This is a genomic window from Flavobacterium sp. W21_SRS_FM3 (genome assembly GCF_052113625.1).
GTDB lineage: Bacteria > Bacteroidota > Bacteroidia > Flavobacteriales > Flavobacteriaceae > Flavobacterium.
Genome location: NZ_JBGQOD010000003.1, coordinates 357137 through 369837, shown reverse-complemented (window position 1 = coordinate 369837; position 12701 = coordinate 357137). Strand labels below are relative to the sequence as shown.

At 33.2% G+C, this 12701-nt stretch carries 13 protein-coding genes; 6 read left to right on the top strand and 7 right to left on the bottom strand.

Translation table 11 applies throughout. The features are described 5' to 3' along the window. The first annotated feature begins 16 nt into the window (after positions 1-16). The gene (locus ACEN2K_RS07895; protein WP_441758788.1) at positions 17-1204 is read left to right on the top strand and encodes a Pycsar system effector family protein; all 1188 of its coding nucleotides are present in this window, start codon (positions 17-19) and stop codon (positions 1202-1204) included. Here the strand turns inward: ACEN2K_RS07895 and ACEN2K_RS07890 are convergent. The 7 genes from ACEN2K_RS07890 to ACEN2K_RS07860 all read right to left on the bottom strand — a co-directional run bounded on the left by ACEN2K_RS07890 (position 1201) and on the right by ACEN2K_RS07860 (position 7243). Then, on the bottom strand, positions 1201-3570 hold the full coding sequence (locus ACEN2K_RS07890; protein ID WP_441758787.1) for a GAF domain-containing protein: 2370 nt from the start codon (positions 3568-3570) through the stop codon (positions 1201-1203). The genes ACEN2K_RS07895 and ACEN2K_RS07890 overlap by 4 nt on opposite strands. Positions 3571-3853: 283 nt before the next feature. Further along, positions 3854-4912 carry a nucleoid-associated protein gene (locus ACEN2K_RS07885; protein WP_441758786.1) on the bottom strand — a complete coding sequence of 353 codons (1059 nt, stop codon included), beginning with the start codon at positions 4910-4912 and terminating at the stop codon, positions 3854-3856. A gap of 27 nt (positions 4913-4939) precedes the next feature. Further along, on the bottom strand, positions 4940-5353 hold the full coding sequence (locus ACEN2K_RS07880; protein WP_441758785.1) for a four helix bundle protein: 414 nt from the start codon (positions 5351-5353) through the stop codon (positions 4940-4942). A gap of 51 nt (positions 5354-5404) precedes the next feature. Beyond that, positions 5405-5944, bottom strand: coding sequence for an IS1096 element passenger TnpR family protein (locus ACEN2K_RS07875; RefSeq protein WP_441758784.1), 540 nt, complete (start codon positions 5942-5944; stop codon positions 5405-5407). 86 nt (positions 5945-6030) lie between these two features. Continuing rightward, complete coding sequence (gloA2, locus tag ACEN2K_RS07870; RefSeq protein WP_441758783.1) at positions 6031-6420, bottom strand: SMU1112c/YaeR family gloxylase I-like metalloprotein; 390 nt, start codon at positions 6418-6420, stop codon at positions 6031-6033. Between the two features lies 1 nt (position 6421). Then, positions 6422-6682 carry a hypothetical protein gene (locus ACEN2K_RS07865; protein WP_441758782.1) on the bottom strand — a complete coding sequence of 87 codons (261 nt, stop codon included), beginning with the start codon at positions 6680-6682 and terminating at the stop codon, positions 6422-6424. A gap of 3 nt (positions 6683-6685) precedes the next feature. After that, positions 6686-7243 (bottom strand): sugar O-acetyltransferase, encoded by a 558-nt coding sequence (locus tag ACEN2K_RS07860; protein WP_441758781.1) that lies wholly within the window; start codon positions 7241-7243, stop codon positions 6686-6688. A 290-nt stretch (positions 7244-7533) separates the two neighbouring features. Here ACEN2K_RS07860 and ACEN2K_RS07855 point away from each other — a divergent pair, with 290 nt between their 5' ends. The 5 genes from ACEN2K_RS07855 (at position 7534) to ACEN2K_RS07835 (ending at position 12679) form a co-directional block, all read left to right on the top strand. Continuing rightward, positions 7534-9693 (top strand): TonB-dependent receptor, encoded by a 2160-nt coding sequence (locus ACEN2K_RS07855; protein WP_441758780.1) that lies wholly within the window; start codon positions 7534-7536, stop codon positions 9691-9693. 267 nt (positions 9694-9960) lie between these two features. After that, positions 9961-10611, top strand: a complete 651-nt coding sequence (locus tag ACEN2K_RS07850; protein WP_441758779.1) for a hypothetical protein — start codon at positions 9961-9963, stop codon at positions 10609-10611. 47 nt (positions 10612-10658) lie between these two features. Next, positions 10659-11996 (top strand): histidine kinase, encoded by a 1338-nt coding sequence (locus ACEN2K_RS07845; protein ID WP_441758778.1) that lies wholly within the window; start codon positions 10659-10661, stop codon positions 11994-11996. Positions 11997-11998: 2 nt separating this feature from the next. Further along, positions 11999-12310 carry a 2TM domain-containing protein gene (locus tag ACEN2K_RS07840; protein ID WP_441758777.1) on the top strand — a complete coding sequence of 104 codons (312 nt, stop codon included), beginning with the start codon at positions 11999-12001 and terminating at the stop codon, positions 12308-12310. 15 nt (positions 12311-12325) lie between these two features. Next, on the top strand, positions 12326-12679 hold the full coding sequence (locus tag ACEN2K_RS07835) for a 2TM domain-containing protein (RefSeq protein WP_441758776.1): 354 nt from the start codon (positions 12326-12328) through the stop codon (positions 12677-12679). The last annotated feature ends 22 nt before the right edge of the window (positions 12680-12701 follow it).

The following is a 12701-nucleotide window of genomic DNA, read 5'->3' as shown; positions in this document are numbered from 1 at the left end:
GTATAAATTTTTTAATATGAATCTAATCGAACAGGCCGAGGAATTTATTTATAATTTGCTCAAAGATAATCTTTCTGAATTATTTACATACCATAATTTTAATCATACATTAGATGTTGTAAATGCAGTCAAAGAGCTCGCTGAAAATGAAAATATTGATCAAACAGATAGTGAGATTTTACAAATCGCTGCTTGGTTTCATGACTGTGGTTATATTCATGGTAGTACAGATCATGAAGACTTAAGCATAGTAATGGTTACTAATTTTTTAAAAGAACAAGAAGTCTCTGAAAGCGTTATTGCTAAGGTTTGTTCGCTGATTAATGCAACTAAATACAGCAACACTCCCAAGAATATTTTAGAACAAATAATTAGAGATGCCGACTATTATCATTTCTCTACTGATAATTACTTGTTGCGATGTGAGTTGTTGAGAACAGAATGGGAGAAAACCCAAGATAAATTTTTTACCGATACAGAATGGGCTAATGAAAACTTAAAAATGCTGTCTGAACATCATACTTATTATACTGCTTATGCGAAGGCAAATTGGGAAGCAGCAAAACAAAATAACATTACTTTGATTAAAGATATCATAAAAAAGTTAGAGACAAATATGGATGAAAAGAAAGTGGTTTTAAAGAAAAAAAAGAAGAAAAAAGCTAAAAAACCAGATAGAGGAATAGATACGCTTTTTAGGATAACACTTAACAATCACACACGATTAAGTGGGATTGCTGATAGTAAAGCTAATATTTTATTATCTGTGAATGCTATTATAATTTCAATTGCATTATCCTCTTTAATACCTAAGTTAGATAGCATACGCAATGCCCACCTCGTTTACCCAACTTTTATCATGTTACTTTTTAGTGTAGTTTCAATCATCTTTGCGATCTTATCAACTCGACCAAAAGTTACAAGTGGAACATTTACTAGGCAAGATATAGCCGATAAAAAAGTGAATTTACTGTTTTTTGGTAATTTCTATAAGATGCCTTTAGAAGAGTATGAATGGGCGGTAAACGAAATGATGAACGATAGAGAGTATCTATATAACTCTCTTATTAAAGATTTGTATTTTCTGGGTCTTGTGCTTGAAAGAAAATACAAGTTATTGAGAATTACATATAATATTTTTATGATTGGATTAATCATATCGTTTATAGCATTTATTATAGCATTTAACTGGGCTAGTATCTAGTCCAGTTCTTCTAATAATTCTTCATAAGTATATTGGTGGTTAGGGTTTTTCGAAATGGTATTCAAAACTTTTATTCGAATGGCCTTCAAACCAGACACCCCTTGTAGTTCCTCTACATCAAACTGTTCTATAGTAGGTTCTAAAACTTTCTTAAACTGTAAAAATTTAATGTACTTTAAATATTCCCTTTCTTCCTCTTTATGAGAATAAACGATGGTGATTTTTTCTTGCTGCGTGATTCTTTCTTCAGTCCCTTTAATATTAGCTTTATCAATTCTTTTCTTTACCACTTCATATCTAGCATTATAGGTGCCATCTACGTCAAATCTTTTCTCATCCATTCTAAATCGTATAGAGATAGGAGAGCTAAATACAAGAATTAAAGAGGTTACTTCTAGCTCATAAGGTAAAACCGATTTATACCTGTGGTGTTCCAATTCCATTTTGCATAATGTTTGTAACTGCCAAAGCCTTAAATTGCTTAGATAAATTTTATCAAATTGCTGCTGTGGAGCTATTGAAGCGCCTATATATAAATTGTGTTCAACACCATCTGTTTTAAAGCGCTCAAAATAGTGCGGAAAAATATTTTGCGCTTCTATCTGAGCATTATCAATTATAGAGGCCATCTTTTTATTGATAATAGACATTGCGTCGTCAAACTTTTTTCTAGATTCATAATACAAGCCTGTCTTTGAATCAATATGGGAAAAGTAGTTGGCTATCTCCTCTTGAGACGAAGCGACCACCTTTGCTTTAGCAATGATAGGGTGGATGTCCTTTCTAATGTAGTTTTGAATTTGTTGCTCAGTATCTGTTTTTAATTCAGAATCTAATTCACTAACAAAAGCATTCATCTCAAATTTTCGTTGTTCTAAAATAGCTAGTTTTTTAGTCTCTTTTAGCTTGTCGAAAATTGCTAATAAAGATTTCAACTGATTTCGTAAATCCTCTTTTACCGTTTGATTTCGATGTAACGAAGAACCTTTAATGTCAATTTGCCCATATAAAGGATATACTTCTTTAAATACTATTTCTTTAAAAACGTATTCCTTATTTGGATTGTGAGAATAAAAGTATTTCTGAGCTTCTTTCTTAAATTTCCAAAAAACACTCGAATGAATAGCGGTATATTCTCGCTGGATTATTGCTTCAATTTGGTTTTGCAAATCATTATAAAAGCCATCTATCGTATCCACTACGTATGGAAGTATCAGCTCGAGATTATTAGCATTAATACTATTTAAACTCCTAGGAGTAGCAGAAACTAATTCTAGGATACCTAATAGTTTATTTTTTTTCATAACAGGTGCCAGAATACAGCTCTTAATATCTTGTTTAAGAAGGTGCTGTGCAAAACTGTTGTCTTTTTGGGTTTTACCAAAATGTTCTACGTTTGAAATGGCAACTGTTTTATTAGCTCTAAAAACATTAATTTGCTTACTCTCTAAAAAGGCTTCCTCACACGGTAATTCCTTTTTATTGACAAGAATAAAACTTTTAGTTGCGCTGGTACTATTCGAGGGATTTGTAAAGGTGTTTTCTTCTTCATTATAAAAAGTCAGACCCACTCTCAAATCAGACACTTTAAAAATGGATCTAAAAATAGACTCAAATTGATGGTCATTTTCATTAGATTCATTAGTTGTTTTTAAGAGATTACTCTTTAATTCAGATAAGGCATTTTCAATAGTAGCGTCAAATAAAGTTACAATACCAAACCCTTTTAATTCCCAACTAGCTTGAGGAAATTTTTCTTTCCATAAATTTACATCATCATAGTTGTCCATTAACAAATCGATATCATCAGTACTTAATTCTTTAGCTCTGTCAGTAGGCGTGATGTCAATAAAATCGGCATTGTACAAAATTCTATAATGCTTGATAATTCCATTAGCATCAGGTATGTCATAAAACAAAGGCTTGCTAATAGAGAAATTCTTTTTATAGTAATTATTTAGTATTAAAATACAAGACATGATAAAGAATTGGTCTTTATCAAAATCTCTTATTGTCATATCAAAGTTACCTCCAGCATTATCGAGGATGGATTGAAATCTATTAGTGAAATTGAAGGTGATGTTTTGAAAAGGGATAGTTACCGCCTTAATTTCATTATCTGACAATAATTTTGGAAATAAGTCAGACAGCAGGTTTTGTATTAAATCTTTGTGCTTAGTTAAAAGCGTTAGATCATTAATACCAGTGCGCAGTTCAGGAAGTTTGTTTATTGAACTGAGTAATTCTTTAGCGTAAGATGACCTGTAATCACTATCGTTCAAAGCTAGCTTTTCTAATGGCTCAATGAGCTGATGAAAAGAAATAACAGTTTTGAGAGGGCTATCTTTGAATAAGTTATAGTTCATTAATGGGTATATTAGAATGCAAAATTACAAATAAACTAAGATAATACTGAAAATGTAGTACCTATTATGAAAGTATTAGCAGTTGTAAACGTATTTATCAATCAAATTGTAAAGAAGAACTATTTTAATATAGGGATTGAGCGTAACTTTTAGAAAATTGCTAGCGCTAAGTGATTAACTATTAAATACTTAGTAGCTAGTGTGTTGTTGTAAAAAAGAAATCCTCTGTTACAAAATGTAATAGAGGATTTTAAACGATAGCTAACGGAGTTCCGTATTTTGCTTATGATTTTTGTTCTTTATTGAAATACACTAAGTAATAGTACATTTGTTTCTCCTCGTCCCATCCTTTTTCTACAAATTTCTCTGCACTTTCAGGATTGATAAAATCCATTTTGATCTGAATATTAGTATCTAAATTAATCACATTTTTGATGGATTTACGAGCGTCAGAAACTGCAGCATTAGCAATAGGAAAAGAGGTTACATCTTCGATACTGTATTTTTCACCTTTATCAGTTTTGTAATTTTTAAATTCCGGAATCAAATCAGGATTGTCTAGTACTTCGTTCAAAAAATTAGTCTCTTCAAATTGATCGTTCTTAGCAAAGTAATTTACAGAGCGGTTCATGAACATCACTTCTTCTTTTTTATCTTCAGCAGGGAAAACAACGTCTTTAGCAAAGTTTTGACAAAATTTCAAATACTTTTTAGTGATGAAATTTTCATCTTCAAAAGCGTCAACTGATAAGAAATGCTCTAACCAATACCTAGCATCGTAGCGGTTGCTATCTACAGTAAGGATTTTATATCCCTCTTCTTTTTTATGATTAAAGATAATACAACCTTTGTCTAACTTGCTTAAGTTAACTCCTTGTTGTAAGATCATTTCTAAGTGGGTTCCTTTTTCTTCAAATTGCAAGAAATCAGCTTGTAATTCACTTTTAAAAATCCCAATAGCATCTACCTGAGTGTTGTCAATATTTACATTAGTTAAATAAGTAACATATACTTCTCCGTTTTTAATGTGCGGATGATTAGACTGCTCAAATAAGTGTTTGGTTATCTTTTTTGATGTTTCGTGTAACGTTTCAGGTTTTTCAAAAATTTCAGTAGCAAACTTATACATATCGTTGTAGTCTAAATCTACTTCGTGAGCAAACTGAAAATAGTTTTCTTCTTTTTCTCGAAAAGGCTTCAAGAAGAATTCTTTCATAAGAGGAACTATCTCGTCATTTAGACTAAATGGTTGCTCCGATAAAAAGATAGCTTCATTACGACTTTTGTTTCCTACTCTGTGAATAGAAAGCGTCTCGATGTGTGTGTTAAATAAGTTGATCATTAATTAAGTTTAAAATTGTTTAAAGGTTTAAAGTTGTTTAAAAGTTTCATTGTCGATAAACTTTGTTCCTTTAAAATCTTTTTTATTTAGATATGTAATAAAATTGTGAATTTTGACGCTTAATTTTTCATAAGAAGCAACCAAAATTATCAACTCTCCTTCATTGATGTATCCGTTGTCAAAAAGTCTATATAATTGCGATCTAGATTCTCCCGCAGAACCTTTTGCAATTGAAAGAAATTGGCGAAATTCTGCATTTCCATTTCTTTCAAAACCTTCGGCTATGTTGTCCATAACAGAGCCTGATGAACTTTTAATTTGTTCTTTAAGCTTAAAATCTTTGTTTAAATCAGTGTTTTTTGAGATTGAAATTATTTCTTTCGAAAGTCTTCTAGCTTCAAGCCAAATTTCTAAATCTTCGAATCTTTTAATTGTAGCCATCTTAAAAAACTATTTTAAACAATTAAACTCTTGAACAATTTAAACTTTCTTTTAATTCCAATTCTCCTCAAATCCAAAGTCTTCAAAACTGTCGTCTCCTTCAAACATATCTAGATCGTCTTCGTCTAGGCCGTCTTCATAGTCATTGGCATAATCATCAGCATTGTCTGCTTCAAAGTTTTTTTCTATGGCTTCATCTGGCATTTCACCGTGAGAAAATAATGTTTCAGGATACAAGTTTCCAGCTTCTTGTTCTTCAATTGCGGCTAATTCTACAAGGAATGTCCACATATTAATAAAGTCATAAACATAAAGAATCTTAGTGTTTTCATCGTCTAAGATGTCTGATAGTTTATAATCGCTCATGATTTTTTGTTCACCAGGAACATCACCAGTATCAAAAAGCGAAATTTCATCTTCTTGATTCCATGTTTCGTCACAGGTGTAGAATGAAGCTACTTCCATACCGTCAAAACCAAATGAATTGAAGATTGCGTTATGTAAATCTTCTAAAGTATCCTCATCAAGTATTGCAATATCTCTAAAAATATCTTCTTCAGCATCTAGAATTACTCTGAATTTGTAAACCATAATCTTTGTTTTTATTGAAAGGTCAAAGGTAAAATTTAATTTTAGATATCTTTTTAAGAATCTTGATTTGTTAATAAGATTTTTGATTAAACTTCATAGAACTCTATGGGTAAATTATCTGGGTCTGCAATAAAGAAAAATCGCTTATTTGTAAATTCGTCCGTCCGAATAGTTTCTGATGGAATTTCGTTTTGAACTAAGAAATTTCGAGTTTGCTCCATATCATTTACTTCAAAAGCCAAATGTCTTAAACCACAAGACTCTGGTCGAGAGAGCCTCTCTGGCGGATTAGGGAACGAAAACAACTCTACTATATATTCGCCATTTAAGGCTAAATCTAATTTATATGATTCCCGTTCTTCTCGATATATTTCGTGTACTATTGTTAGCCCTAAAATCTCAGTATAAAAATGTTTTGATTTTTCATAATCAGAACAAATAATGGCAATATGGTGTACTTTGTTAAGTTGCAGCATTTTATTTTAAATAAGTCATGGTGGGTAGATTCGCTTCCGGATTTTCCTTTAAAGCTTGAGCGTGTAATTTGTTGATGAGCACTTTAGTTTTTTCGATAGAATCAATTGTAAACAGAAAGAAAACTTCCATGTCATTGTCGGAATTTTGCCAAATATGCTCTAAATACATTCCCTGTGAAGCATGAAATTCTTTGTCTTTCTCTAATATTTCTGTAATAAACTCGATGGGTACATTACAGAGTTTCGCTAATAGGTGTGGCATAGATTATTGATTTAATTTTCGAATGACTTTTGCAGGATTGCCTACGGCTAATGAGTTATCTGGGATATCTTTAGTCACTACTGCGCCAGCACCGATGACACAACCTTTACCAATTGTTATTCCAGGGCAAATCACCGTATTTCCGCCTATCCAGCAATCATCGCCTATAGTTATTGGTAGAGCACTTTCTAGCGTTTTCCTTAACTCTGCTTCTAATGGATGGGTTGCGGTATATAACTGCACATTGGGCGCAAAAAACACATTCGAACCAATAGTTACTGGAGCACAGTCCAGGACCACGCAGTTAACATTAAAGTAAACATTCTCACCGCAACTAATATTGTAGCCGTAATCACACTGAAAAGGAGGTTCTATATATAAATTAGCCCCTGCATTTGGAATCAACTCTTTGATAATTTCGCGCGCTTTCTTGGTAATGCGGTATTCAGTAACATTCAAGCGGTGCAGTAGATTTTTTGAACGTCTTCTGTCTTTCACTAAAACCGAATCTCCAGCCAAATAGTATTCGCCAGCAATCATCTTTTCTTTTTCCGTTTTCATGTTCTATTGCTCATTTCGTTTCTAATTCTTTTTTTTGGAATGCCCTTCGCAACCCCGATAGCTATGATGGCCGGTCGCGCTGTTCGTTACCATCTCCCATGAAAAAAAAAAGAGATCATTTTCACTGCCATCCCTCATGCAAACCGCATAGCTGAACGAGGGCGACATGCTGTAAATATAGCAGAAATTTAAAACCATTACAACTCATCCATTGATTTTGACAGTTCGGTTAGTTTAAATTTCAATAATGAGACAATCAAAATACATTTGGAGTATCAAAATCAAACCAAATGAAAACAATCATCACCTTAACTGCATTATTTTTTACCATTCTTTCATTTTCTCAAACAACACTTTCTGGAAAAGTTGTTGACCATAAAGGGAAACCCATTGCTGGAGCTAATATTTTCATCGAAGGAAGTTATGATGGCGCAACTACTACTGAAACCGGCAATTTTTCATTTACTACAGATGCTGAAGGGAGTCAAACGCTTGTAGTTAGCTTTTTAATCTATGAAACCATGAGAATGCAAGTTGAGGTTGCTAATTTTCAGGGAAAAACCATCATATTACAAGAAAATAGGAACGCACTGGACGCCGTAGTGATTACTGCAGGAACCATGGAGTCTGGCGAAAAAGCCAGAGTTGCAGTTTTAAAACCCTTGGATATTGTAACGACTGCAGGTTCTGCAGGAAATATTATAGCTGCGCTGCAAACCTTACCGGGAACACAAAGTGTAGGTGAGGATGGTCGTTTGTTTGTTCGTGGGGGAGAAGCTAATGAAACACAAACTTTTGTAGATGGTATTCGGGTAGCGCAACCTTATGGAGCAACTACTAATAATCTGCCCACTCGCGGTCGGTTTTCTCCTTTTCTGTTTAGTGGCATCGCTTTTTCTACAGGAGGATATTCCGCTGAGTACGGGGAAGCCTTATCCAGTGTGCTACTTTTAAATACTGAAGATAATCCTGATCAAAACAAAACAGATATTTCCTTAATGACGGTAGGTTTAGGAGTAGGGAATACGCAAAAATGGAAAAAAAGTTCCCTTAGTGTAAATACGTCTTATGTTAATCTGGCCCCATATCAAGCGGTAATTTCGCAAAATGTTGACTGGAACAGTCCTTTTCAATCTTTGTCAGGAGAAACCGTTTATCGCTATAACTTTAATAACGGAATTCTAAAATTGTACGCTGCTTTTGATTCCTCTAAATTTGATATTAATCAGGAAAATATAAATGCAGCTGAGAAGATGAGAGTAAATTTAAAGAACGATAATTTGTATTTTAATACTTCCTACAAAGGCGTTTTTGGAGCTAATTGGCAAATCACAACTGGAATGAGTTATGGTTTTAGTAAAAATAAAATTGATCTGGATTTAAACAAGGTCGGTAATGATGAAAATGCAGCACACCTCAAAATGAAGCTGAACAAAAAAATTTCCAATTCCTTTAAGCTTTCTTTTGGGGCTGATTATTTTACTACCAAATTTAATGAAAGCTTTACCGAAAATCAGGGTCCAACTTTAACCAATGGATACACTTCGAATATTGCAGCCGCATATACTGAAGCGGATGTATTGGTATCGAAAAACTTTGCCGCCAAGATTGGCTTGCGAGCTTCTCACAATGATTTGCTTGATGAAACTACGATTTCGCCCAGAGTATCTATGGCGTACAAAGTGGCCAAAAACAGTCAGTTCTCGCTGGCTTACGGCGATTTTACGCAGAGTCCCAATGCGGATTATATTAAATACGCTAAATACCATCAATTTGAAAGTGAAAAATCTTCGCATTATATCCTGAATTTTCAATATGCAAAAGACAATCAAACATTTAGAGCCGAAGCCTATTATAAAGATTACAGTAATCTAGTGAAGTACGATACAGACGATATTGCCTATAATTCCAGTTTTAATAATACGGGTTCAGCTTACTCAAAAGGATTGGATTTATTTTGGCGTGATGGCAAATCGTTTAAAAATTTAGAGTACTGGATTTCCTATTCCTGTATTGATACCCGAAGAGATTATAAAAACTATCCTACCGCAGTAACTCCTAACTTTGTAGCTGATCATTCACTGTCAGTAGTGACTAAATATTTTATAACTGACTGGCGTTCGCAAGTAGGTTTTACTAATTCGTTTAGCTCAGGGCGTCCGTACAATAATCCAAATGAAGCACAATTCATGAATGGAAAAACAAAAGCCTATAAAAGCTTAAGTTTTAATTGGGCTTACTTGATTAGCCAGCAAAAGATACTGTATTTTTCTGTTTCGAATGTTTTAGGTACGCAAAATGTCTTTGGTTATGATTATGCTAAAAACCCAGATGCCACTGGTTTTTATAATAGAAAAACCATCACGCCTACAGCAGATCGTTTCTTTTTTGTTGGGTTCTTTTGGACCATTAGCCAAGATAAAAAAGACAATCAGTTGAAGAATCTTTAGAGGAGTTTCAAAGCTTCAAAGTTTCAGAGATTCAGAGTTTCAAAGTTTCAGAGTTTTAAAACTTCAGATTTTCAGAGTTTTATGTGTAATAGTCTCAGTTTGTAGCAACAATGAATGTCGACTTTCGACTAAAACACCGATTCATCCTCAAAATTCAACAGTTCAGTAATTATAAATTTTTATAGCAGTATTTCTCCAATACTTTTGAAGTATAAATAATCAAGTTTCAATCATCAAAAAAACAATCAACCTTAAAAACTAGAAATTATGACCAAATTAATCACCGCATTCGCACTATTTGTAGTTACACTATTATCAGCTCAAGGTCAGCAGGTGGCGACTCAAACTACAGTTACTAAATTTGACCAAGGAATGGGAAAAGCTTTTGCTCTTTGGGGAGAAGGGAAAAATACCGAAGCCTCAGATGTATTTGAAAGAATTGCCGCTGCTGAACCTACTAAATGGTTACCCAATTATTATGTAGCTTTGGTTAATACAACCACCGCTTTTGCAACAAAGGACAAAGAAAAAATAAATTTATTACTTTCGAAAGCACAAAATGCTTTGGATGTAGAAATGGGAAAAGATCAAAATAATGCCGAATTGTACGTGATGCAAGCCATGATTAATACGGCTTGGATCGTTTTTGATCCTATGACTAACGGACAAAAGCTGTCTGGACCTACAATCGAGATCTACAATAAAGCACTAGCTATTGACCCAAATAATCCGAGAGTTGTTTTTTCAAAAGCGGAGTTCGAAATTGGTGGAGCCAAGTTTTGGGGTCAAGATACAAAGCCAATGTGCGCTCAAATAGATAAAGCCATTGAACTTTTTGCTACTTTTAAGCCAGAAACCACTTTCTCACCAAAGTGGGGATTAGATAGAGCATTAGTAGCGCAGAAAACCTGCAAATAGGATCAATACAACTAATCAATTTTCCTATTTCTTATATGTAAAAAAGAATGAATAGAATTTATAAACAACTACCCAAAATCATTGGACTCTCATTTATCATTTTTTTTGTGATTCAAATTGTAAGTCTGATTTTAGGAAACACCGTCCGTTTTGATTTAAGTCTTTTAATTAGCTTTGGCTTTACAGTACTCTATACCTTAGCTTTATACATCTCAAATACCGCTCTTTTTGAGTTTTTAGATCATTATTTCAAAAAGGATCGTTTCTCGTTAAAAAGGATCGTTCTGGGTTTCTTTGGAGCTTTTGTAGTTTCCTTATTCGTTATCTTTTTATTACATCTTTTTGAAGAGGTTATAATTAGTGGGAAAACATTTCAAGTATTTTTAGCAAACGAAAAACCATCAAATTATTTGTTTTCTATCATCATAACTTTTTTCATTACACTTTCATTATATACTTTCTATTTCTATAAATTATACAATGAAAATAAAGTCAAAGAACAGAAAATAATTGCAGGAACGGCTTCGGCAAAATTTGAAAGTTTAAAGAATCAAATAGATCCGCATTTTTTATTTAATAGTTTGAACGTGCTGAGTTCATTAATTGAGGAAAATCCTGAAAATGCACAACGATTCACCACTTCACTGTCTAAGATTTATCGTTATGTATTAGAACAAAAGGACAAAGAACTGGTTTCAGTTGAAGAGGAATTGGCTTTCGCCAAAACGTATATGAATTTATTGAAAATGCGATTTGAGAACAGTTTATTTTATGAATTGCCTACAACTACTATAAACCGTGACACTAAAGTAGTTCCGCTCTCCTTACAACTTTTACTTGAAAATACAGTAAAGCATAACGTGGTCAGTGAGAAAAGACCATTGCATATTCGGATTTTTATTGAAAATGGGTATCTCGTGGTAGAAAATGATTATCAAAAGAAAGAAGTACTGCAAGATCGCAAAGGAGTAGGCTTACAAAATATTATCAATCGGTACGGAATCATCACCGACAGGAAAGTACTGATAGGACAAAATGAAAAAACATTCACGGTCAAAATTCCGATTTTGACCAAACAAATAGCAGTTATGGAAACAACAACAAATTATAACGAAAACAACGCTTATTATAGAGCCAAAAAGAGAGTGGAAGAACTAAGAGGCTTTTACGGGAATTTAATCTCTTATTGTTTCGTGATTCCTTTTTTGATTTTTATCAATCTGAGGTTTTCTCCACATTTTCAATGGTTCTGGTTTTCTGCTGCGGGTTGGGGTTTTGGATTAGTCATGCATGCTTTTAAGGTTTTTGGATATAGTTCCAATTGGGAAGAAAGAAAAATTCAAGAGATTTTAAGAAAAGAAGATAACAAACAAACGTGGAAATAGTCATGGAAAGAATATATCAAGATGAAGATCGCTACTTTAAAGCTAAAAAGCGAGTAGAAGAACTTAAAGGGTTTTATGGTAATTTGGGTGCATACATTGTTGTTAATCTAGTCCTTCTGGCAATTAATTTGTCAACATCACCCGGATATTTATGGTTTTTTTGGCCGTTGTTCGGATGGGGAATTGGAGTGTTTTTTCACGCTATGAAGGTTTTTAATTTTATGCCATTTCTAGGCAAAGACTGGGAAGAGCAAAAAATAAAAGAATTTATGGAAAAAGAAAAAGAGAAACAACAAAGAGAAACTTGGAAATAATTTTATTTAGACAAAATGGGAAGATTTAGAAAAAGAATGTTCGAAGATTATAGTTCAGAGAGTAATAGTCCTGATGCGCGATATGACATGGCATATAAGAGAGTAAAACGAATAAAAGGATTCTATGTTCATGCTTTAGTTTATGTTCTCGTAAATGCCTTTATATTAATTTCTGCTTTTAATAGAAGTATGATTGGGGACGAAGTGTTTTGGCAATGGCAAACATGGAATACTGTTTTCTTTTGGGGAATAGGTTTACTCGCACATGGATTGTCTGTTTTTGGTCGAAATATATTTTTTGGATCTGATTGGGAAGAAAAAAAGATTCAGGAATTTATGGATAAAGATAAAAACAACAAATGGGAATAAAGAACTAATTTAATAATTTCAA